Source organism: Deltaproteobacteria bacterium (assembly GCA_020848745.1).
Classification (GTDB): Bacteria; Desulfobacterota; Binatia; order UTPRO1; family UTPRO1; genus UTPRO1.
Genome location: JADLHM010000025.1, coordinates 53,340 through 76,211, shown reverse-complemented (window position 1 = coordinate 76,211; position 22,872 = coordinate 53,340). Strand labels below are relative to the sequence as shown.

Genomic DNA, 22,872 nt, shown 5'->3' with positions numbered 1-22,872 from the left:
GCATGCTCGAACGACTCGGCCTCCTGCCGCCGCAAGCATCGACCGTCGCGCTGCAGACGGACATGCTGTACGCGTTCCTGGTCGCGATCTCCGTGTTCTTCGCGGTGCTGATCGCGGTCGCGGTGATCGCGTTCTCGGTGATGTATCGGCGCCGCTCCGAGAACGACGTGACGCCGTACATCCACGGCTCGACCGCGCTCGAGATCGCGTGGTCGGTGATTCCGCTCGGGGTCGCGATGGTCATGTTCGGGTGGGGCGCGCACCTCTTCGTCACCTTGAAGCGTCCTCCCGACGACGCGCTCCAGGTGAACGTCGTCGGCAAGCAGTGGATGTGGAAGATCCAGCACCTCGAGGGCCGCCGCGAGATCAACGAGCTGCACGTCCCGCTCGGCCGCCCCGTGAAGCTGACGCTCACGTCGGAGGACGTGATCCACAGCTTCTACGTGCCCGCGTTCCGCATCAAGCAGGACGCCGTGCCGGGCCGCTACACCACGGCGTGGTTCGAGGCGACCAGGATCGGCAGCTACCACCTCTTCTGCGCCGAGTACTGCGGCACCATGCACTCCGGCATGATCGGCAAGGTGATCGTGATGGATCCCGCCGATTATCAGGCGTGGCTGACCAGCGGCGCTGCCGTGCCGGTCGCGGCCGGAGCGGCGGCGGACGGCGCCGGTCCGAACCTCGCCGCCGCCGGCAAGGACCTCTTCGAGCAGAAGGGCTGCCTCACGTGTCATCAGCCCGGCTCCGTCCTCGGTCCGCAGCTCGCGGGCATCGTCGGTCACTCCGTCGAGCTGCAGGACGGCACCACCGTCACCGTCGACGACGACTACCTCCGCGAGTCGATTCTCACCCCGGCCGCGAAGCTCGTGAAAGGCTTCGCCCCGGTCATGCCGACCTTCAAGGGCCAGCTGACGGAAGAGCAAGTGATGCAGCTGATCGCCTACATCAAGTCGCTCGGACCGAGCGCCGGTACGGCCGGTGCTGCTGCCGGGACGGGAAAGACGGGCTCATGACGTCGACGAACTACATCAACGCCGACTACGGTATCTGGTCCTGGCTCCTCACTAAGGATCACAAGCGCATCGCGATCCTGTACCTGGTCTCGATCACGGCCATGTTCCTGCTGGGCGGTCTCTTCGCCCTCATGATCCGCCTCGAGCTCCTGACGCCCGCGGGCGACCTCGTCAGCGCCGACACCTACAACAAGCTCTTCACGATGCACGGCATCGTGATGGTGTTCTTCTTCCTGATCCCGTCGATCCCGGCGGTGCTCGGGAACTTTCTGATTCCGATGATGATCGGCGCGCGCGACCTGGCGTTCCCGCGCCTGAATCTCGCCAGTTGGTACCTCTTCGTGGTGGGGGCGCTCTTTGCGCTCTACGCGATCTTCACGGGCGGCGTCGACACGGGGTGGACCTTCTACACGCCCTACAGCACCGCGGCCGCCCACACGAACGTGATCCCCGCGGCGCTCGGCATCTTCATCAACGGCTTCTCGTCGATCCTCACGGGCCTGAACTTCATCGTCACGATCCACCGCATGCGGGCGCCCGGGCTCACGTGGTTCCGGCTGCCGCTCTTCGTGTGGGCGCACTACGCGACCAGCATCATCTTCATTCTCGGCACGCCGGTGATCGCCATCACGATCCTCCTCGTGGCGGTCGAGCGGGCCTTCCACTTCGGCATCTTCGATCCGACCCTCGGCGGCGACCCGGTCCTCTTCCAGCACCTCTTCTGGTTCTACTCGCACCCGGCCGTCTACATCATGATCCTGCCGAGCATGGGCATCGTCAGCGAGCTCATCACCTGTTTCTCGCGCAAGGTGATCTTCGGCTACGGGTTCGTCGCGGTCTCCAGCATGGCGATCGCGGTGCTCGGGTTCCTCGTGTGGGGCCACCATCTGTTCCTCTCGGGCCAGTCGGTCTACGCGTCGCTCATCTTCTCCGTGCTGAGCTTCCTCGTCGCGATCCCGTCGGCCGTGAAGGTATTCAACTGGACGGCCACCCTGTACCGCGGATCGATCGAGTTCGCCGCGCCGATGATCTACGCGCTCGGCTTCATCGGCCTCTTCACGATCGGCGGCCTCACGGGGCTCTTCCTGGCGACGCTCGGCTTCGACGTGCACGTGCACGACACGTACTTCGTCGTCGCGCACTTCCACTACATCATGGTCGGCGGCGCGATCATGGGCTACCTCGGCGGCATCCACTATTGGTGGCCGAAGATCTCGGGCCGTATGTATCCGGAATGGCCTGCCCGCATCGGCGCCGCGACCATCTTCGTCGGCTTCAACCTGACGTTCTTCCCGCAGTTCCTGGCGGGCTACCTCGGGATGCCGCGGCGCTATCACATGTACCCGCCCGAGTTTCAGGTGCTGAACGTGATGTCGACGGCCGGCGCGACGATCCTCGGCGTCGGCTACCTGCTGCCGCTCACGTACCTTCTGTGGTCGCTCCGCTACGGCAAGGTCGCGCCCGACAACCCGTGGCGCGCGACCGGGCTCGAGTGGCAGACGCCGTCACCGCCGCCGACCGAGAACTTCGCGACGACGCCGGTCGTCACCGAGGGGGCGTACGCCTACTCAGACATGCACGAGGCCGAATTCATATGAGCGCCGGTCACGCCCACGCGGCAGCGCGCGGCCACTCGGCCGAGCGCGCGTACGCCCACCAGTTCGACAGCGCCGAGCACCAGCACGGCGCGGCACAGCTCGGGATGTGGGTGTTCATCGCGCAGGAGATCCTGTTCTTCGGCGGGCTCTTCGTCGCGTACACCGTCTATCGGTTCATGTACCCGGCCGCCTTCGCGCAATCGAGTCACCACCTCGACGTGGTCCTCGGCTCGTTCAACACGGCGGTCCTGATCGCCTCCAGCCTCACGATGGCGCTCGCCGTCCACGGCGCGCAGCTCGGGAAGCGCTGGGCGCAGGTGATCTTCCTGCTGGCGACGATCTTTCTCGGGTGCGTGTTCCTCGGCGTCAAGACGATCGAGTATGGGCACAAGTTCCACGAACACCTGATTCCGGGGCCGAACTTCCTGTTCGACGGCGACGCGCGGCACGCTCAGATCTTCTTTTCCCTCTACTTCGTGATGACCGGCCTCCACGCGCTGCACATGGTCATCGGCATCGCCGTCCTCGGAGTGCTCGTGTGGCGGGCGGCGCGGGGTGCGTACGGCAGCGCCTACTACAGCCCGGTCGAGCTCACGGGTCTGTACTGGCACTTCGTCGACATCGTCTGGATCTTCCTGTTTCCTCTGCTGTATCTGATCGGGAGGCACTGAGATGAGCGCCGGCGCCCGCAGCAGCGATCACGTCGTCCCGATCACGATCTACCTGGCGATCTTCGCGGCGCTCATGGTGTTGACGGCCCTCACCGTGTGGGTGGCCTTCATCGACCTCGGGACGATGAACACGATCGTGGCCCTCGGGATCGCCGTCACCAAGGCGACCCTGGTCGTCTTGTTCTTCATGCACGTGAAGTACAGCTCGAAGCTCACGTGGCTGGTGGTGGCGAGCGGGTTCGTCTTCGTGGCGATCATGCTGGCGCTCACGATGTCCGACATCGTGAGCCGGGGTTGGCTGGGGACTCCCGGGGGCTGAGGTGTCGGCGCTCGTCCGCTTTCTCTCGTCCTCCATCGGCCGCAAGATGCTCATGGGGGCGAGCGGACTGCTGCTGCTCGCATTCCTGCTCGTCCACGTCGCCGGCAACCTGGTCCTGTTCGCGGGGCGCGACGTCTTCAACGGGTACAGCCATCACCTCGTCAGCAACCCGCTGATCTACGTCGCCGAGCTCGGCCTCCTCGCGCTCTTCGCGGCGCACCTGGTCTCGGGCATCGCGGTCACGGTGCGGAACCGCAAGGCGCGCCCCGACCGCTACGTCGTGAAGGGGCGGGCAGGAGGCAAGAGCCACAAGAGCGTTGCGTCCTCGACGATGATCCTGAGCGGGATCTTCCTGATCGCGTTCGTGCCGCTCCACCTCTGGACCTTCAAGTGGGGACCGATCTATCCGTCGCCGACCGACCCCGCGGTGCGCGACCTCCATCGCCTGGTGATCGAGGAGTTCCACGAGCCGCTCGAGGTCGCGTGGTACGTGGGCGCGATGTTGATCATCGGATGCCACCTCTGGCACGCCTTCGCGAGCGGCCTCGAGTCGCTCGGCGTCGGCGACCGGGACTGGCTGCGTCGCACCGGCAACGTGCTGGCGGTCGTCGTCACCGTCGGCTTCGTCGTCGTCCCGATCGCGATCTGGCTCGGATGGGTGCCGGCGTGATCCTCGACGGCAAGGTTCCTCCGGGGTCGCTCGACACGAAGTGGACCCATTACAAGGACCACTTGAAGCTCGTGAATCCGGTGAACCGGCGCAAGCACACGGTCATCGTGGTCGGCACCGGACTCGCCGGAGCCTCGGCCGCGGCCTCGCTCGGGGAGCTCGGCTACAACGTCCTCGCGTTCACCATTCTCGACAGCCCCCGGCGCGCGCACTCGATCGCGGCGCAGGGCGGGATCAACGCCGCGAAGAACTACAAGAACGACGGCGACTCGGTGTTCCGGCTCTTCTACGACACCATCAAGGGCGGCGATTTTCGTGCCCGCGAGGCGAACGTCCACCGCCTCGCGGAGGTGAGCGTCAAGATCATCGACCACTGCGTGGCGCAGGGCGTGCCGTTCGCCCGAGAGTACGGGGGGTTCCTCGACAACCGCTCGTTCGGCGGCGCGCAGTTGTCGCGAACATTCTACGCGCGCGGACAGACCGGGCAGCAGCTCTTGATCGGCGCCTACGGGGCGCTCATGCGCCAGGTCGACGAGGGGACCGTCAAGATCTTCCCGCGTCGCGAGATGCTCGACCTGGTCGTCGTCGACGGCAGGGCGCGCGGCATCGTCACCCGTGATCTCGTCACGGGCGAGATCGAACGTTGGGCCGCCGACGCAGTGCTGCTCGCGACGGGCGGGTACGGCAACCTCTACTTCCTCTCGACCAACGCCGGGAACTGCAACGTCACCGCGGCGTGGCGCTGCGCCAAACGCGGCGCCTACTTCGCCAACCCCTGTTTCGTCCAGATCCACCCGACCTGCATCCCGGCTTCGGGCGAGTACCAATCGAAGCTCACGCTCATGAGCGAGAGCCTGCGGAACGACGGGCGGGTGTGGATCCCGAAGCGCGCCGGCGACCATCGCGCGCCGCGGGAGATCCCCGAGGGCGAGCGTTGCTACTTCCTGGAGGAGCGCTATCCGAGCTTCGGCAACCTCGTGCCGCGCGACGTCGCCGCCCGCAACTGCAAGGCGGTGTGCGAGGCGGGGCAGGGTGTCGGCCCGACGGGCTACGCGGTCTATCTGGACTTCGCCGACGCGATCCAGAGGCTCGGCGCCAACGTCATCCGTGAGCGCTACGGCAACCTCTTCCAGATGTACGAGCGCATCGTCGGCGACGACCCGTACGCGGCTCCGATGCGCATCTACCCGGCGGTGCACTACACGATGGGCGGCCTGTGGGTGGACTACGATCTGATGAGCAACCTCCCGGGCCTCTTCGTGCTCGGTGAGGCGAACTTCTCCGACCACGGCGCGAACCGGCTCGGCGCAAGCGCGCTCATGCAGGGTCTCGCCGACGGTTACTTCATCATCCCGTACACGCTCGCGAACTACATCGCGGGGACGACGCTCGGGAGGGTGTCGACGGACCACGACGCCTTCAAGGAGGCGGCGAACGCGGTGCAGACGCGCATCGACCACGTGCTCCGCGTGCGCGGGGACACGTCGGTCACCACCCACCATCGTCGGCTCGGCCAGGTCATGTGGGAGAAGTGCAGCATCTCGCGCACCGCGCAGGGCATCGAGGAGGCGCGCGCCGCGGTGCGCGCGCAGCGCGAGGCCTTCTGGCAGAACGTGCGCGTTCCCGGCGAGCCCACGAACTTCAACAAGTCGCTCGAGCAGGCGCTCCGGGTCGCCGACTACCTCGAGTTTGGAGAGCTCGTGGCGATCGACGCGCTCGCCCGTGACGAGTCGTGCGGCAGCCACTTCCGCGAGGAGCACGCGACGCCCGACGGCGAGGCGCAGCGCGATGACGAGCACTTCGCGCACGTCGCCGCATGGGAGTGGCACGGCGGGGATCGGACGCCGACGCTCCACACGGAGCCGCTCCACTTCGAGAGCGTCACGTTGACGCAGCGGAGCTACAAGTGAGCGAAGCGACGATGACGCTGACGTTGCGGGTCTGGCGGCAGCCGGGCCCGCAGACGCCCGGACGGCTCGTCGACTACACGGCGCGCGACGTGTCGCCCCACATGTCGCTCCTCGAGCTCCTCGACGTCGTGAACGAGGACCTCACCGCGAGCGGCGAAGAGCCGATCGCATTCGACTCCGATTGCCGCGAGGGTATCTGCGGCTCGTGCGGCCTGGTCGTCGACGGGGTCGCTCACGGACCGAAGGCCGCGACGACCACGTGCCAGCTTTTCATGCGCCACTACCGCGACGGCGACGTGATCACCCTCGAGCCGTGGCGGGCGCGCGCCTTTCCGGTCGTGAAGGACCTGGTCGTCGACCGGAGCGCCTTTGATCGTGTCATCGCGGCGGGCGGCTACGTGTCGGTCGATACGGGCAGCGCGCCCGAGGCCAATGCGATCCCGGTGCCGAAGGACGATGCGGAGCGGGCGATGGATGCGGCGGCGTGCATCGGCTGCGGCGCGTGCGTCGCCGCCTGCAAGAACGCCTCGGCCGTGCTCTTCGTCGGCGCGAAGGTCGGCCACCTGGCGACGCTGCCGCAGGGCCGCCCGGAGCGCGAGCGGCGCGTGCTCGCGATGGTGGCGCAGATGGAGGAGGAAGGGTTCGGGGCGTGCTCCAACGAGGGGGAGTGCGAGGCGGTCTGCCCGAAGGAGATTTCGGTCACGAACATCCAGCGGCTCAGTCGCGAGTACGTGCGGGCGCTGCTCCGGCGCGGCTGACCTCGTTCGAGCTCGATCGGTCCTCGTCGCCGCTGCGGTTCCGCGCGGGTGGCGGGTCGGTTCATCGTTCGGGCCGGTGGGGCCCCGCGCGTACTACGCGCCGCTGCCTCGTCCGCCCTGCGCACGACGCGAGCTGTCCTCACTCCTCACCGACCCGCCACCCGCGCGGAGCGACCGTCCGCTGAGACCGCGCTCGTGCCCGCCGCGTCGTCGCCGCCCTATCGCTGCTCTGTCTTCGACCACTCGGCACGTTCCCGAAGGTTCTTCTCTTCGGCCGAAGACGATTCGCGGCGCCCGTTGTCGCCACGCACGGCATCGGCGGTGCCGCCGCGGGGGTGGCGGGTCGGTGAGGAGTGAGGACAGCTCGCGTGTGCCCAAGGCATGGTGGCAGCGGCGGGCACTAGGCGCTGGGCCCCACCGGCTCGAACGATGAACCGACCCGCCACCCCCGTGGAACCGCCGGGTCGTGCGCGATCGTCGACGGGCCGCCGCGGCGGCTAGTGGATACCGCGGGCGGGGACGAGCGCCGTCGGATCGATGCCGAGACCGCGGACCACCGCCTCCCACATGTGGTCCTCCGCCGTGTCGAAGACGACCTCGCGCCGGAGCGGAGCGAGCAGCCAGGCGCCCTCGGCGAGCTCGCTCTCGAGCTGCTCGGCGCCCCAGCCGGCGTACCCGAGGAAGAGGCGGACCGCGGACGGCGGATGGCTCGCGACCGAGCGGAGCTTGTCGAGCGAGCCCGTGACGCGGACGCCGTGTCCCAGGGTTGCCACGTCGTCGTCCTCGCCGCCGCCGTCCGGCGCCGCGGCGGGGGGGGCGTCGTCGCAGAACACGACCCAGCCGCGCTCGGGTTGTACCGGCCCGCCCCATCCGACGCTTCCGACGCCCGCCGGCCACTGGATCCCGCTGTTCTGCATGAGCTCGCTCATCGTGAGGTCGAGCGACCGATTGAGGACGATGCCGAAGCTGCCTCCCTCGCCGTGGTGCACCAACAGCACGACCGAACGCTTGAAGTTGGGGTCGTCCAGCTGCGGCATCGCCACCAGAAGCTGCGAGGAAAGCTCGGACATGGCTCCCTTCTGACACGTCCGACGCTGCCGGGCCACTCCCTCCGTCAACGGCCGGCGGTGGGCGGCGACTCTTTCGTCCGTGCGGTGCGCAGCGCATCGCGCAGGGCGACGGCGGCGGCGTGCGCGCGCGCTTTCGGCTCGTGCATCGACATGTCGCTCATCGGCGCCGGCCGGCGAGCGTCGCGGCCGCCGCGACGGCGAGCGCGATCCATCCGGGCCAGTCGCCGAGCCGCGCGTAGAGCGTCGCCCCCGCGAGGGGGTGCACGATGCCGCGCAGGTTCGCGCGGGTGAGAAGTCCGGTGCGAGCGACGAGGCGCCCGGCGGGATCGACGATCGCGCTCACGCCGCTGTTGGTCGCGCGCACGAGCCAGCGGCGATGCTCGATCGCGCGGAGCCGCGCGAGCCCGAGGTGGATCCAGGGCTCCTGGGAGTCGCCGAACCAGGCGTCGTTCGCGAGGGTCACGAGGATGTGCGGCGAGGATTCCCGGACCATGCGGCGGACGAGCTCCGGACGGATCGCCTCGTAACAGATCGGCGTCGCGATCCGCCAGGGGCCGAGACGCAAGGCCGGGACGGTTTCGGCGGCGGCGAACTGCTCGGCGTGGGGAAAGAGCGCCGCGAGCGCCGGCAGCGTGGTCGCGAACGGCATCGATTCCGCGAGCGGGATGAGCAGGTTCTTGTCGTACGCGTCGCGGATGAAGCCGTCCTCGCCGGCGAGCAGCGCCGAGTTCGACTTGACCTTCCGGCCGTCGACCTCGGTCGCCGAACTGGCGCCGAAGAGGAGCGGGATCGGCAGATCCTGCACGATCGGCCGGCTCGAGACCGGAAGGGGGCGTCGGATGCCGCGGACGTAGGCGCTCTCGGGCCAGACGACGAGATCGACATCGCCCTCGTTCAGGAGCTCGCGCGTCTGGGCGAGGTGCTTGCGGTGGGTGATGACGCCGAGAGTGTCCTTGGCTCGGACGTCGAGATTCGCCTGGACGATGCCGACGCGGACCGCGGGTGCGTGCGCGCTCGCGGCGTCGGCTTCGGCCATCCGCGCCAGTCCGTAGGCGACGACGGCGAGCCCGACGACGGCGCCCGCGATCCAGGTCGCCGCCGGCCGGGCGCGGCGTCCGTCCAGCCACGCGATGCTCTCGAAGACGACGAGGTTGGCGCCCGCGAGAAGGCCCGTCAGCAGAAGCGGTCCGCCGAGATCGGCGGCTTGCGCGAGGAGCGGGACGGCGACGAGGCCGTTCCCGGCATAGAGCGGAAAGATCTGCGGTTGCGCCCATTCGAGGAGGACGTACGGCGCGACGCCGGCGACGCCCACCCCGTATCCGCGGCGCCGGAGCGCGTGGAAGGCGAGCCCGTAGAGCGCGAAGGCGAGCGCGAACCACGCGCCGTAGGCGAGCCAGAGCGCGGCGCCGGTCGTCCAGCGGCCGTCGAGAAAGGGACCGATCAGCGCGAGCAACCAGAGATGGCCTCCCGCGAACGCGCAAGCGCCGAAGAGGAAGCCGAGGCCGGCCGCCTGGCGCCGCCGCGCCGCGCGCGCGAGCGCCCACCACAACGGCACGAGGAAGAGAAAGAGGCAGGGCCAGGCTCCCCACCCGAGGTAGCCGAGGAAGTAGAGCGCGCCGCCCGCGGCGGTGGCGAGCGCGTCTGCGCCGCGGAGAGGATCCGTGTCGGCGCGCGCGCCGAAGCCGTGGCCTACTTCGGCAGCCGCAGGCACGGCTCCGTTTCCGGCGCGCTTCGCTCCTTGGCGGTCCGTCCTTCCTGGTCTTGGATCGTCGCGTCGGCCCCGCGCCGGAGCAGCATCGCCGCGCTCCCCGTGTTGCCCTTCCCGCAGGCGATGATCAGCGGCGTGTCGCCGAACTGGTCGCGGGCGTTCACGTCGGCGTGGCGATCCACGAGATACGCGATCACGTCGGGGTGGTCGGCGCCGGCGGCGTGCATGAGCGGCGTCCGTTGGTTGAAATCGCGGCTGTCGACGGCGGCGCCCTGCTCGACGAGGTAGCGCGCGACGTCGAGCTGGCCGGTGTCGGCGGCGAAGCTGAGCGGCGTCCGTCCGGTGACGTCGGGATCGTCGACGCCGAGCTTCTGCTCCTCGTGGAGCCAGCGCGTGAGCTCGAGGCTCTTCCCGTCCATGACGGCGAGGAAGAGCGCGTTCCGCCCGATCTCGTCTTTCGCGGCCGGATGCGCGCCGAGCTCGAGGGCGCGCGCGATCGTGGTCCGGTCGTTCCGGCGGGCGGCGTCGAGCAGCCGCTGGTCGAGGCTGAACGGCTCCGGGTTGCGGGCTTCCCCGAGCCCGAGGACGCGGTTCTGCGCGGAGGCCGCCCGTCCCACGTCGCCGCCCGGGGACGGAGCGCCCGTCGCGGGCGCGGCCGGGGTCGTCGTCGCCACGGGCGCGGGCGGCGCGCTCGGGCTGCAGGCGGCGGCGAAGAGCGTGTACGCGGCGAGCGCGGCGGGCGCACCGCGGCGAGCAAAAAGGCGGGGGCCCCGCCGGGACCCCCGCCTCGTGATGTCGCGTCCGCCGATCAGACGCCCGCGAGTGCGTCGTTGATCGCCGGGCCGATGATCTGCATCCCGGGATCCTCGTTGTTGTAGTAGTTCTCCGGCTCGACGATCCGCTGCTGGAGGTTGCTGCCGATCCAGTTCGAGAGGAAGGTCTCGAAGGGCCGGAAGCCGCTCGGGCACTTCCACGATTGCGTCTGCGGCCACTCGAAGAACTCGTACCACTTCTTCTTGCGCACGCTCGGACAGGCGTGGCTGCCGATGAAGGTGATGATCGATACGCAGTGGCTGTCGTTGATCGGCCGGTGCCACGGCACGTGGTAGCTCCAGTTCGAGTAGTTCTTGATCTGATTGATCAGGTTCGTCTGGTCGGCCCGCCACTTCGCGAGGATGCCGGCCTGGTCGATGCCCGGGAAGAAGCGCTCGTAGGAGAAGCGCGAGAAGTTGTAGTCGCTCGAGTAGCCCGTGTACGCCATGCGGTCGTTCGGGAACTGCTGCGCGACCATCTGGTTGATGGTGCCGTAGTTCGACGGATTGAACGGGGCGGGCAGCTGGCTGAAGAGCGAGGCCATGTTCCACGACACGGTAATGGTCTGGTGGAGCTGGTACGAGTTGTAGCTCGCGTTCGGCGCCGGGAAGACCGGACCGGAGTCGTTCAGCAGGTACGCCTTGACGGTCGGGAGCAGCGTGCGGCGCGCCTGGTAGAAGATGGTGTTGGTCGCGACGCCGCCGGCGCTGAAGCCCGTCACGACGAGCTTCCCGATCGACGGGAAGCGCGTGTGCAGAAAGTTCAGCGCGGCCACCGAATTGTTGTAGCCGTTGTGGCGGAACGTGAGCGGCGGGTTCTGGCCGGTCGGGTCCGTGTAGGTGACGACGCGGTTCCCCACGTGCACGTCGCCCGTGCAGTACGGCATGTAGACCATGTCCCAGCCGTTCGTGACGAGGTTCGTCTTCGAGCGGAAGATCGGAATGCCGGGGTCGGCGCCGTTGATGATCGGCGAGACGTACTTCGCCTTCATCTGGGTGATGTAGTCGGTCGGGATGCCGTTCGGGTTGGCGGCGCCGAGGATGCCGGTCTGCCCGCTGCAGCTCGGGTAGTCCCAGCACGCGCCGCCACCCTCGTAGGAGATGGCCATGTTGTTGGAGGTCGGCGAATCGTAATACCAGAAGCGATACTGCGAACCGTTGCTGCACACGGTGCCGGGCAGCTCGACGAGGACCCAGGGGTAGGTGTTGCCGCCGTCGACGACATCTTCGATGCCGATCGCGCGCGACGTGCTCGGCAGCGCCAGCGCCGCCGCAGCCGCAAGGACCAGGAGCAAGGTACGAGCTTTCATTCGTCGCAGCCTCCTTTGGGATGTGGGACGAGGCACCATGCCTCGTCCGAAGGGACATCGGGATCGCGGGCTAGCACGTTGCCGGTGCGCAGCGCAAGAAAATTGTCGTGAACGGGCAAGCGATGTCGCCGCTACGCGTCACCGCGCGTTGCGGTCACTGTGCCGGCGGCGCGGGTGACGCGAACCGGCGCTGCTCCTCGAGCCACGCCTGGCGCGCCTTCGCGTGCGCGGCGCTGCGCTCCTTCGCCTCGGCCATCTTGCGCGGGATCTCCTCGAGGCGCGCGAGGTGCATCTCGCCGGCGAGCTTCAGGCCGCCGGTCGCGGAGCGCGGTACGAGGTTCCCGTAATGGTCGGCGAGGTAGACGAGCCATTCGAGGTAGTCCTCGGAGATCTTCTGCTGCTCACCGTAGAAGGCGTCGATCTCCTGATCGGTCGCGGTGTTCGAGATCACCTTCCCGTACTCGACGTTCCATTGCTCGCGGATGCGGGCGCGCTCGTCGATCAACGCCTGGTCCTTCGTCGGGAAGGCCATCTTCCAGTAGAGGTTGTCGGGGAGCGCGCGCCGCATCTCGTCGAAGTCGATACGGGCCCATTCGTCGGCGGGATCGACCATCGGCGACAGCGGATCGGCCTTGTAGGCGAGATCCTCGGCGGGCTCGGGATCGTTCGGATCCGGCTGCCAGAGGGGCGTCCGGCGCGCGTTCGGCGCGGCGGGCGCGCCCGCGGTCGGCGCCGTGGCGACCGTCGTGCCGCGGTCGCGCGCCCGCTCGGCGTTCACGCGGCGGAGGAGCCATGCGGTCCCGAGGATCAGGACCAACGCGACGCCGACGAGCACTCCCGGACGCGAGGTTCCACGCACCGGACAGGCTCCTAGCGCGAAGCTCTTCGCGGCTTCAAGACCCGTCAGGGGGCGACGGGATCCGAGCGGTCGAGCGCCAGGAGGAGCGCCTGGATGCCCTTGCGTCCGTGTCCCGCCGCGACGAGGCTCGAGTAGAGGCGCGCGGCGAGCTCGAGGCCCGGCAGCGTGAGCCCCATGCGCCGCGCCTCCGCGAGCGCGATCCCCATGTCCTTCACGAAGTGCTCGATCATGAACCCGGGCTCGAGGTCGCCGCGCTCGATGCGCGGGACGTAGTTGGCGAGCGACCACGAGGCCGCGCCGCCGCCAGAGACCGACGCGAGGACGGTCGCGACGTCGAGACCGCACCGCCGGGCGTAGAGCAGCGCCTCGCAAACGCCGATCATGCCGCTCGCGATGAGGATCTGGTTCACCATCTTCGTGTGCTGACCCGAGCCCGCGGGGCCCTGGAGCACGATCGTCCGGCCCAGGCGCTCGAAGAGCGGCCGCACGCGTTCGAACGCCGCGGCGTCACCGCCGACCATGATCGAGAGGCGGGCCTCGCGCGCGCCGACGTCGCCGCCCGAGACCGGCGCATCGAGCGCCGCGACGCCCCGTGCCCGCGCCGCGGTGTCGATCTCGCGTGCGAGCGCCGGCTCGCTCGTCGACATGTCGACGAGGATGGTGCCGGGTCCCGCGCCCGCGAGCACGCCGGCAGGCCCGAGCACGACCTCACGCACGTCCGCCGGATACCCGACCATCGTGAAGACCACGTCGGAGGCGGCGGCGACCGCCGCCGGCGCGTCGGCCCAGGCGGCGCCGCGCGCGAGGAGGGGCTCGGCGCTGGCCCGGGTGCGGGTGAAGATCGTCGTGGGGTGGCCGGCGTCCACGAGGTGCCCGCACATCGAGGCGCCCATGATTCCGGTACCGATCCAGCCGATGCGCGGCACGTCGACGTCCGCCGGCTACTTCGGGTTGCGCGCCTTGCCGGTCGTGCCCGGCTGCGCGTGGTCCGTCCGGGGCTTCACGAAGGCGAGCTCGATGCTGCCGATGACCGGGAGTCGTCGCATGGTGGAACGCTCGAACCGTAGTCGGGCGGCGCCACGATGGTCAAGTGTGACGGTGACAGTGTGACGGTGGCGGAATGATCGGGGGATGCGGTGGCGGCGTCGGATCGGGCATCCGGACCGAGCCGGGTGGCTTGCCCCGCCGAAGGCGCCCGGCATGATGGCGCCCGCGCGCATCCGATCCGCGGCGGCGCGCGTAGGCACGCCGAGCGCGCCGTCGTTCGCGAGGAGGAGGACGTTCATGTTCGCAGGAGCGGTTCGTATCGGCCGGGTCGCGCGGATCGCGTGTGCCGTGGCGCTCGGGGTGGCGGTCGCCGCGCGCGCGGGCTCCGCGGCCGCGCAGGTCTGCGGCGATGCCGATCGGAGCGGCGCCGTCACCGTCACCGACGGGGTGCGCGCCTTGCAGGCGGCCGCGGGGCTCGACGGCCGCTGCGAGGCCGCGCTTTGCGACCTCGACGGCACCGGCGCCCTGAGCGTGAGCGACGGCGTGAACGTGCTCCGGCTCGCGGCCGGGCTGGCTGCGTTCACCGCCTGCCCGATCGTGCCGGCGCTGCGGCTCACGCCGGTCGCGACCGGTCTCGACGGTCCGCTGCTCGCGCTCGGCGCTCCCGGCGATCCGGGGAGGCTCTACGTCGTCGAGAAGCCGGGACGCGTGCGTATCGTCGAGAACGGGTCGCTGCTCGATCGCCCGTTCCTCGACGTCACGGCGCTCACCGGCAAGGGCGGTGAGCAGGGGCTCCTCGGCCTCGCGTTCCATCCGGGCTACGCCGGGAACGGCCGCTTCTACGTCTACTACACGGACGCGCGCGGCGACGTCGTCGTCGCCGAATATGCGCGCCGCGCCGCCGATCCGACGATCGCCGAGCCGAGCGCGCTCCGCGTGCTCCGCACGATCGCGCATCGGTCCGCGTCGAATCACAACGGCGGCACGATCGCGTTCGGCGCCGACGGCTTCCTCTACGCCGGGCTCGGCGACGGCGGCGGGGCCGGCGATCCGGAGGAGCAGGCGCAGAACCTCGAGAGCAAGCTCGGGAAGATGCTCCGCGTCGACGTCGATTCGGACGCGCCGCCGCCCGGCAATCTCGCGGGCGGCGATCCGGACGTCTGGGACTACGGCCTCCGCAACCCGTTCCGCTTCAGCTTCGACCGCCTGACCGGGGATCTCTACATCGGCGACGTCGGGCAAGGCGACTTCGAGGAGGTGGACGTCGAACCGCGCGGCCAGGGCGGCCGCAACTACGGCTGGGACGTTACCGAAGGCTTCGCATGTTTCGAGCCGCGCAACGACTGCGACACGACCGGCGTCACCTTCCCGGCGATCGCGTATCCGCACGCCAACGGCACCGGCACCGAGGACTGCTCGGTGATCGGCGGCCACGTCTATCGGGGCGGCGCGATCCCGGCGCTCGCCGGCCGCTATCTCCACGGCGACCTCTGCACCGGACGGATCCGGTCGTTCGTGTGGAACGGCAGCGCGGCGGTGAGCCAGGTCGAGCTCACGGACGCGCTCACGTCGAGCGCGACCATGGAGGCGCTGGCATCGTTCGGCGAGGATCTGGCCGGCGAGCTCTACGTCGTCGATCTCGCGGGCACGGTGTACCGCATCGACCCGCGGTAGCCTCCGTCCGCGGCCGGCGCCGCTCCGGCACGCCGCGGGCCGACGTTGCGGGCACGGAGGTCGTTCGCTACACGGCGCGCATGCGCGTCCTCGTTCGTCTCCTCGTCGGGCTCGTCGTAGCGCTCGCGGTTTTCTTGCTCGGCGTCCGCCTCCTCTTCGGCGGCGGCGTGCGTCTGGAGGACCGCACCACCGCGCCGGCCATCCCGGCGAGCGCAGTCGAGCAGGTGGCGGCGCTCGACTACCCGCCGGGCAACATCGCGGTGTCGGCGAGCGGACGCGTGTTCGTCACGCTGCACCCCGACGGGAAGCCGCTCATCAAGGTAGCGGAGCTCGTGGGCGGGAAGCCCGTGCCGTTTCCGGACGAGGCGTTTCAGAAGCCAGAGACCCCGCTCCACTTCGTGACGCCGCTCTCGGTGCGTATCGACCGGCAGGGGCGGCTCTGGGTGCTCGATCACGCCGAGTACGCACGAAGCCAGCCGCGCATTCTGGCGTTCGACGTCGACACCCGCCGCGTCGTGCACCAGTACGACTTCCCGAAGAACGTCGCCGGCTTCCTCTCGATGCTGAACGATTTCGCGGTCTCGCCGGACGGGAAGCGCATCTACATCGCGGAGTCGAGCCCGATCGCGCAGACGCCGGCGCTCGTCGTGTACGACGTCGAGCGGCGGACGAGCCGGCGGCTTCTCGACCGTCATCCGTCGGTGCTGCCGAAGGACTACGTGATGAACGCCGCGGGACGCGACATGGTCGTCCTCGGCGTCTACACGCTCAGGATCGGCGTCGACTCGATCGCGCTCGATCGCGCAGGGCGGTGGCTCTACTATGCGCCCGTGAACGGCGATCGCCTGTTCCGCATCGCGACCGCCGCGCTCGACGATCCGGCGCTCGCGGCCGCCGCGCTCGCCGCCGAGGTCGAGGACTACGGTCCGAAGACCATCAGCGACGGGCTCAGCAGCGACGACGCCGGCAACGTCTACGTTACCGATCCGGAGCATTCCGCGGTGCTGACGCTGGGTCCCGACCGCAGGCTCACGACGTTGGTCAAGGATCCGAAGCTCCGCTGGCCCGACGGTCTGAGCTTCGGCCCCGGCGGCTGGCTCTACGTGACGTGCAGCGCGCTGCAGCACGTCCTGTTCGTCGCGCCCGGCCACCAGCACGCGCACGCGCCGTACCACGTCTTCCGCTTCAAGCCCGGCGGGACGGCCGCCCCCGGACACTAAGAGCCGGCGCAGGGGGCGGGTCGTGCGGCGCGGCCGGCGCCGCGCGGGCACGCTCAAGTTTCGCCCCGAGACGGCCGAACGAACCCCCGGGGGCAATCTGCCCGGGGAGGTGTGCGCTACGTCATGCCAAGCGACGTAGCAGCGAGCGACACATGGGGGTTCGTATCCATCTCCAGTACGCGACGCCGCAGATGCGGCTCGCACGGCCGATCAGCGACGCGAACGGGCGGCTCGTCGCGGGCGTCGGCACGCTCCTCTCGCTCGGTGTGGTGCGGGTGCTGCGGCAGATGGCGGTCCAGAGCGTGATGGTGGACGACGCCGGCGAGCGGGCTCCCTGGGAGCAGGTGCGGACGCTCGACGAGGAGCGGGAGGCACTCGCGGCGCGCTTCTCCACGGCGCCGCCGACCCCGGCGCTCCTCGAGATCCGGACCGCGATCGCGCGCCACCTGGAGCGCCGTGCGGCGGCGTTCGTCGGCGCCGCGGCCGCCACGGAGGGACGCGAGTCGTGACCGCCGCCGCGCCGACCTCCAAGGAGAAGTTCCGCTGGGAGGTGAGCCGCCTGCGCTCGCTCCCGACCTTGCCGAAGCTGCTCGAGCGCGTCGTGATCGCGCTCGAAGACCCGGAGATCAACCTGGCGAGCGTCGCGGAGCTCATCGAGATCGACCAGTCGCTGACGTCGCAGGTGCTGCGGCTCGCGAACTCGGCCTTCTACAACGCGCAGGGCAGCGTCAGTCAGGTGGGACAGGCGCTCGTGATGCTCGGCACCGCCGTCACCCGCAGCGTCATCCTCTCGACGAGCGTGCTCGACATGCGCGCGCTCTCCGGATTGCCGGGCTTCTGGGAGCACTCGCTCGGCTGCGCCGTCGCCGCCGGTGCGATCGCCAAGGTGACCGGACGCGCGAACCCCGAGGAAGCGACCGCCGCGGGGCTGCTGCACGACCTCGGGAAGGTCGTGCTCTACAAGCAGCTGCCCGACGCCTTCGTCCACATCGTCGACACGGCCGGGCGGACGGGCCGCTCGTTCATCGAGGTGGAGCGCGAGGAGCTCGGTACGGACCACGGCGAGGTCGCGGGCTGGCTCGTCGACAAGTGGCGCTTCCCGGCGTGCCTCGCCGAGCCGATCACCTGGCACCACGCACCGTCGCGCGCGCGCACGGCGCGCGACGAAACCGCGATCGTGCACGCCGCGAACGCGCTGGTGCGCGCGCTCGGCTACGGATCGGGCGGCGACCGTCGGCTCGCGCCGATCGATCCGACCGCGTGGGGGCGCCTCGCCCTCGAACCCGAGACCCTCGACGCCATCCTCGAGCAGTTCGATGCCGACCTCGACCACGCGCTCAACTATGCCACCTTCGAGTGACCGCGGCGCCGCGGCTCTGAGCACCGAGAGCGCGCTGCTCCAGCGCATCGAGGAGATGGCCTTCCTCGGCGCCGTGAACGAGCGGCTCGCGCGCGTTCCCGATTTCGCGTCCGCGTGCCGCGCGCTCGTCGAGCTCGTGTGGGAAGAGCGCTACGCCGACGCGGTCGCGTTCGTCGCGGTCGACGGCCCGCGCCGCATCTGCACCCTGCAAACGGTCGTGCCGGCCAGCTACGACGTCGAGCCGACCGCCGAGATGCGCGTCGACCGCGAGCCGTTCGCGGCGGCGCTCGCGGGACCCGATCCGGTCGTGATCCGCGACGTCCCGCCGCTGCCATGGGTGCCCGAGCCGGCTCCCGGCGCGGCCGTGATCGCTGCGCCGCTGCCGGTGCGCGGCAACCCGATCGGCGTGCTGCTGGTGCACACGCGCGGCGACGGGGCCGCGCTCGAGGACCACCGGCGCGTGCTCGCGCTGGTCGCGACGTCGGCGGCGCTCGCGCTCGATGCGGCCCGCAACGAGGCGCGCGAGGAGTTCCTCGCGACCCTGCGCCACGACATCAACAACCCCGTCCACGTCGCGCTCGGCTACATGGAGATGCTGGCCGACCGGCTGAAGGACGAGGGTTCCTCGCCGGAGATGCTCGGCCTCGCGAGCTCGGTGACCGAGTCGTTGAAGGCCGTCGCCGATCTCGCGACCAACCACCTGCACATGGCCGCGATCGACCGCGGCGTCGCCGGCATCGCGCGTGATCGCCTCGATTTCGGCGCCCTCGCCGGCGAGATCGTGGGCCGCCATCGTCCGACGGCGTCCGAGAAGAACATCACGCTGGTCCACGAGGGCGGCTCGGGCGTGGTGCACGGCGATCGCCGCCAGCTCGGACGCGTCGTCACGAATCTCGTCGGCAACGCCCTCAAGTACACGCCGACCGGGGGCCGGATCGAAGTGAAGGTCGAGAGCACGCCGGCGGCGGTGTGCCTGCGGGTGCGGGATACCGGCTACGGCCTGGCCGCGGCGGACCTGGAGCGGCTCTTCACCAAGTACGCCCGCTTCCACCGCGATCGCGCGATCCCGGGGACCGGGCTCGGGCTCTACCTTTCGAAGGCGATCGTCGAGGCGCATGGCGGCACCGTCAGCGCCGCGAGCGAGGTCGGACGCGGGTCGGAGTTCACGGTCAGCCTGCCGCGAGTCGCGGCGTAGCGTGATGGGGCGGGGCGCAGGGCGGTGTCGTTCCGGCGCGGCTTGTTCGGGGTGCCCGGGGACCGTGTGGCGAAACATCGGGGGGACCACGGACGTAGTCGAGAAGGGGAGGAGCCCGTGCGGCGCACGCGAGCGGCGGTGAAGCGTGATCCGTGGTTGGTGGCGACGGCCGTCGGGCTGCTCGTCGTGGCCGGGTGCGGCTCGGGCGGTCAAGGCGACGCCCGGTCGCTGGCACGGACGGAGTCGGTCGTCGCCCACGAGAACCGGCGGCCCGGCACCGACACCTGGCAGTTCTGGCTCCACGGCTACGCGCGCGGCGACGACGCGGCGGAGCAGGTGAAGGCCTACGCCTCCGCCACGAGCGTGAACCACGGCGAGGCGATCACCTTCTCCGTCAGCGTGGATCCGCCACAGGCGTACACGATCGACGTCTACCGCATCGGCTGGTACGGGGGGCTCGGCGGCGCGCTCGCCGCGAGCCTCGGGCCGCTCACGGGAAGTCGGCAGGCCGAGTGTCCGGTCGACGCCGAGACGGGGCTCATCGCGTGCGACTGGGCGCCGAGCGCCGAGCTCGCGGTGCCGTCGGAGTGGGTGAGCGGCGTCTACCTCGCCGTCGTGCGGACCGAGGCGCGCTTCGCGAATTTCGTCCCGTTCGTCGTGCGCGACGACGAGCGGCCCGCCGACATCGTCTATCAGCAGAGCGTCACGACGTATCAGGCGTACAACGACTATCCCTCGGACGGACGGCGCGGCAAGAGCCTCTACGGCGACAGCTTCGGCGCGCCCACGATCGCCGGCAATGCGCGCGCCGTCGCGGTCTCCTTCGATCGGCCCTACGCCCGCGACGGCGCGGGCCAGCTCCTCGACTGGGAGATCCACTTCGTGCGCTTCCTCGAGCGCGAGGGCTACGACGTCGTCTACACGACCGACGTCGACACCCACGCGCGCGGCGAGCGGCTGCTGCGGAGCCGGGCGTTCCTCTCGGTGGGACACGACGAGTACTGGTCGCGCGCGATGTACGACGCGATCGAGCGCGCGCGCGATCGCGGCGTGCACCTCGGCTTCTTCGGCGCCAACGCCGCCTACTGGCAGGTACGCTTCGCGCCGTCGGCGACGGGCGCCCCGGATCGCGTCATGGTCTGCTACAAGGACGCCGCGCTCGACCCGGTGCGGGACGGGACGACGACGGTCCGGTGGCGCGACCCGGAGCTCGCGCGTCCGGAGCAGGCGCTCATCGGCGTCCAGCACGGGGCCATCATCGCGGGCGGCCGTCACGGCGCCTATGCCGACTACGTCGTGCGGAACGCCCACCACTGGGTCTACGCCGACACGGGCCTCGCCGACGGCGACGTGATCCCGGGGATCGTCGGCTACGAGACCGACGCGTTCGATCCCGCCGCGCCGTCCCCCGCAGCCCGCGTCGACAGCACGGCCTTCCTCTCCGGCTCGTCCTTCACGAGCTTCGCCGGGACGACGGCCGAGGCCGCCTCGGCGATCCACCAGGCGCCGAGCGGCGCGTGGGTGTTCGCGGCCGGCACCATCGGCTGGAGCCTCGGGCTCGACGCCTTCGGCGACCGCGCCGCCCCCGACCCGCGTCTGCAGCAGGCGACGCGCAACGTCCTCGACGCGTTCGTCGCCGCACGCTGACCCGCTTGTCCGCGCCCGGCGGGGATGGAATGTGCCCCCGGGTGGGTCGCGGCGGCGAGGTCGAATGGCAGCTCGCCTGCCGCGATGCCGTGGCGCTCGGGCGCTCGCCGCTCGAACACGGCCCGGGAAGCGGCGGGATCGCGGCGCAGCGCCGGCGCGGTCACGCCGTCAGCGAAAGCGCGGCGCGCGCCGGCAGCGTCACGGTGAAGGTCGTCCCGCGACCGAGCGCGCTCGCGACCGCGATGTCGCCGCCGAGCTGGTCGAGGAAGCGCTGCACGATGTACAGACCGAGCCCGACGCCGCCGTACGATCGCGTGTCGGAGCTGTCGCCCTGGCGGAACATCTCGAAGATGACGGGCAGGCGGTCGGCAGCGATCCCGATGCCCGTGTCGTGGACGGTGAAGGTGCAGCGGTCGCCGTGCATCGTGGTCGCGATGCGCACCTCGCCGCGCGTCGTGAACTTGAGGGCGTTGGCGACGAGATTCTTCAGGATCACGCGGAGCTTCCGGCGGTCGGTGTCGAGGACGAGACCGGCGGGGTGGTGCCACCGCAGAGCGGTCGCCGGCGACTGATGCACGGCGGTGAACTCCGCGGCGAGCTCGTCGAGCAGCACGGAGACGTCGACCGGCTCGATGCACGCCGGGTCCCGGCCGGCTTCGAGGCGACCGATGTTGAGCGTGGTCTCGATCATCTCGAGAAGCTCGAGGCCGGCGCGGCGGATGCGCGCGAGCGTGCGGCGGTGCTCGTCGGGATCGAGTCCGGGCTCGTCGAGCATGTCGGCGTAGCCGAGGATCACGCTCAGGGGCGTGCGGAGCTCGTGCGACATCGTCGACACGAACTCCGTCTTGAGTCGGCTCGCCTGCTGGACCTCTTCCACGAGGCGGGCGTTCGCGAGGGCCATCGAGCCGATCTGCGCGATGCCGGCGCCCAGACGGCGCTGCAACGGGGTGAAGGGCGTCGTGCGTCCGCGCTGGGCGGCGCAGAGGAAGCCGATCACGTCGCGGCCGCGGCGGAGCGCCACGAAGAGACTGTGGGTGACACCGTACTCGGCGAGGAGGCGCGCGCTCGGCGGGTCGACGACGGCGTCGGTCCGGAGCTGCGCTTCGCCGTCGCGCTCGAGCGCCCGCAGCAGCGGCGCGACCGAGGCTTCGGAGAGGCGCATCGTCCGCAGCGTCGCCACCTGCTCCGGCGTGTAGCCGTGCCAGGCGCGCGGCATGAGCACCTGGTGGGTCGGGTCGTGCAGGACGGTCGCACTCAGATCGCACGAGAGCAGCTCGGTCGTGAGCTGGCAGAGCCGGTCGAGGAGCACCGGGGTGTCGAGCGACGAGATCATTTCGTGGCCGACGTGCGCGAGCGCGCTCGACACGCGCGACTCCTCGGCGACGCGCGCCGTCGAGCGCGCCAGCTCGATCGTGATGCGGTGGCGTTCGAGCGCGACCTTGGCCACGTCGGTCGCGACCTCGATCAGGCGCCAGTCGCCGCGTGCCGGGGTGCGGATGCGGCGGTAGTACATCGCGAACGTTCCGAGGCAGCGCCCGTCGCCCGCGAGGATGGGAAACGACCAGCAGGCCGCGAGGCCGTGGGCGAGCGCGATGTCGCGGTAGTCGTTCCAGAGCGGGTCGTGGGCGATGTCGGTGACGACCACCGGCGCGCGCGAGTACGCCGCCGTGCCGCAGGACCCGATGGTCGGTCCGATCGTGATGCCGTCGATCGCCCGGCAGTAGTCGGCGGGAAGGCCCGGCGCCGCGCCGTGGCGGAGCCGGTCGCCGTCGAGGAGGAGCACCGAACAGAGCATGCCGGGCACCTGCTGCTCGACGAGCGTACAGAGCGCTTCGAGCACCTCGCCGTGCGGCTTCCCGAGCGCGATCATCTCGAGCAATCGGGTCTGGCCGCGCAGCAGCGCGGCCGTCCGCTTCGCGCGCCGGTCCTGACGGATCAGAAGGCCGATGCCGATACCGAGGCCGGCGCCGGCCAGCGCCACCCCCGCGAGCGACGCGGTCACCCGCGCCACTCCGCGACACGGGCGTGGCGAACGGCATTTTGGTGACAACGCGACATCTGATCTCCGGCCCGATGCGCTCGCTTCTCCCG

General features: G+C 70.2%; 20 protein-coding genes. 13 read left to right on the top strand and 7 right to left on the bottom strand.

Annotated elements, in window-relative coordinates:
* Positions 1-2: 2 nt before the first annotated feature.
* The 7 genes from coxB to IT293_03745 are packed head-to-tail and all read left to right on the top strand — an operon-like array spanning position 3 to position 6,939.
* Positions 3-1,013 (top strand): cytochrome c oxidase subunit II, encoded by a 1,011-nt coding sequence (gene coxB / locus IT293_03775; GenBank protein ID MCC6763760.1) that lies wholly within the window; start codon positions 3-5, stop codon positions 1,011-1,013.
* On the top strand, positions 1,010-2,611 hold the full coding sequence (ctaD, locus tag IT293_03770) for a cytochrome c oxidase subunit I (GenBank protein ID MCC6763759.1): 1,602 nt from the start codon (positions 1,010-1,012) through the stop codon (positions 2,609-2,611). Before coxB ends, ctaD begins: the two co-directional genes overlap by 4 nt.
* Complete coding sequence (locus tag IT293_03765; GenBank protein MCC6763758.1) at positions 2,608-3,282, top strand: cytochrome c oxidase subunit 3 family protein; 675 nt, start codon at positions 2,608-2,610, stop codon at positions 3,280-3,282. Before ctaD ends, IT293_03765 begins: the two co-directional genes overlap by 4 nt.
* A 1-nt stretch (position 3,283) precedes the next feature.
* Positions 3,284-3,601: a cytochrome C oxidase subunit IV family protein gene (locus IT293_03760; protein MCC6763757.1), complete on the top strand. Its 318-nt coding sequence runs from the start codon at positions 3,284-3,286 to the stop codon at positions 3,599-3,601.
* 1 nt (position 3,602) lies between these two features.
* Positions 3,603-4,271 (top strand): succinate dehydrogenase cytochrome b subunit, encoded by a 669-nt coding sequence (locus tag IT293_03755; GenBank protein MCC6763756.1) that lies wholly within the window; start codon positions 3,603-3,605, stop codon positions 4,269-4,271.
* Entirely contained in the window at positions 4,268-6,181 is a 1,914-nt protein-coding gene (locus tag IT293_03750) for a fumarate reductase/succinate dehydrogenase flavoprotein subunit (GenBank protein MCC6763755.1), read from the top strand. The genes IT293_03755 and IT293_03750 overlap by 4 nt, the downstream gene beginning before the upstream one ends.
* Positions 6,182-6,192: 11 nt before the next feature.
* Positions 6,193-6,939: a succinate dehydrogenase/fumarate reductase iron-sulfur subunit gene (locus IT293_03745; protein MCC6763754.1), complete on the top strand. Its 747-nt coding sequence runs from the start codon at positions 6,193-6,195 to the stop codon at positions 6,937-6,939.
* A 497-nt stretch (positions 6,940-7,436) separates the two neighbouring features.
* On the opposite strand, the gene IT293_03740 is transcribed toward IT293_03745, so the two are convergent.
* The 6 genes from IT293_03740 to IT293_03715 form a co-directional block, all read right to left on the bottom strand.
* On the bottom strand, positions 7,437-8,009 hold the full coding sequence (locus IT293_03740) for a YqgE/AlgH family protein (GenBank protein ID MCC6763753.1): 573 nt from the start codon (positions 8,007-8,009) through the stop codon (positions 7,437-7,439).
* Between the two features lie 157 nt (positions 8,010-8,166).
* A complete protein-coding gene (lnt, locus tag IT293_03735; GenBank protein MCC6763752.1) occupies positions 8,167-9,720 on the bottom strand; it encodes an apolipoprotein N-acyltransferase in 1,554 nt (517 codons plus the stop codon).
* Positions 9,699-10,391, bottom strand: coding sequence for an ankyrin repeat domain-containing protein (locus IT293_03730; GenBank protein ID MCC6763751.1), 693 nt, complete (start codon positions 10,389-10,391; stop codon positions 9,699-9,701). Before IT293_03730 ends, lnt begins: the two co-directional genes overlap by 22 nt.
* Positions 10,392-10,525: 134 nt before the next feature.
* Positions 10,526-11,839 carry a hypothetical protein gene (locus IT293_03725; protein MCC6763750.1) on the bottom strand — a complete coding sequence of 438 codons (1,314 nt, stop codon included), beginning with the start codon at positions 11,837-11,839 and terminating at the stop codon, positions 10,526-10,528.
* A 154-nt stretch (positions 11,840-11,993) separates the two neighbouring features.
* Positions 11,994-12,698 carry a hypothetical protein gene (locus IT293_03720; protein MCC6763749.1) on the bottom strand — a complete coding sequence of 235 codons (705 nt, stop codon included), beginning with the start codon at positions 12,696-12,698 and terminating at the stop codon, positions 11,994-11,996.
* Positions 12,699-12,742: 44 nt separating this feature from the next.
* The gene (locus IT293_03715) at positions 12,743-13,591 is read right to left on the bottom strand and encodes an NAD(P)-dependent oxidoreductase (GenBank protein ID MCC6763748.1); all 849 of its coding nucleotides are present in this window, start codon (positions 13,589-13,591) and stop codon (positions 12,743-12,745) included.
* A gap of 691 nt (positions 13,592-14,282) precedes the next feature.
* On the opposite strand from IT293_03715, the gene IT293_03710 reads away from it, so the two are divergent.
* The 6 genes from IT293_03710 (at position 14,283) to IT293_03685 (ending at position 20,781) form a co-directional block, all read left to right on the top strand.
* Positions 14,283-15,359 carry a PQQ-dependent sugar dehydrogenase gene (locus tag IT293_03710; protein MCC6763747.1) on the top strand — a complete coding sequence of 359 codons (1,077 nt, stop codon included), beginning with the start codon at positions 14,283-14,285 and terminating at the stop codon, positions 15,357-15,359.
* 80 nt (positions 15,360-15,439) lie between these two features.
* Positions 15,440-16,579, top strand: a complete 1,140-nt coding sequence (locus tag IT293_03705; protein ID MCC6763746.1) for a hypothetical protein — start codon at positions 15,440-15,442, stop codon at positions 16,577-16,579.
* A 152-nt stretch (positions 16,580-16,731) separates the two neighbouring features.
* On the top strand, positions 16,732-17,088 hold the full coding sequence (locus IT293_03700; protein ID MCC6763745.1) for a hypothetical protein: 357 nt from the start codon (positions 16,732-16,734) through the stop codon (positions 17,086-17,088).
* Positions 17,085-17,939 (top strand): HDOD domain-containing protein, encoded by an 855-nt coding sequence (locus IT293_03695; GenBank protein ID MCC6763744.1) that lies wholly within the window; start codon positions 17,085-17,087, stop codon positions 17,937-17,939. Before IT293_03700 ends, IT293_03695 begins: the two co-directional genes overlap by 4 nt.
* Positions 17,923-19,134 carry a GAF domain-containing sensor histidine kinase gene (locus IT293_03690; GenBank protein MCC6763743.1) on the top strand — a complete coding sequence of 404 codons (1,212 nt, stop codon included), beginning with the start codon at positions 17,923-17,925 and terminating at the stop codon, positions 19,132-19,134. Before IT293_03695 ends, IT293_03690 begins: the two co-directional genes overlap by 17 nt.
* Before the next feature lie 117 nt (positions 19,135-19,251).
* Positions 19,252-20,781, top strand: coding sequence for a hypothetical protein (locus tag IT293_03685; GenBank protein ID MCC6763742.1), 1,530 nt, complete (start codon positions 19,252-19,254; stop codon positions 20,779-20,781).
* Between the two features lie 160 nt (positions 20,782-20,941).
* On the opposite strand, the gene IT293_03680 is transcribed toward IT293_03685, so the two are convergent.
* On the bottom strand, positions 20,942-22,783 hold the full coding sequence (locus tag IT293_03680; protein ID MCC6763741.1) for a GAF domain-containing sensor histidine kinase: 1,842 nt from the start codon (positions 22,781-22,783) through the stop codon (positions 20,942-20,944).
* Between the last annotated feature and the right edge of the window lie 89 nt (positions 22,784-22,872).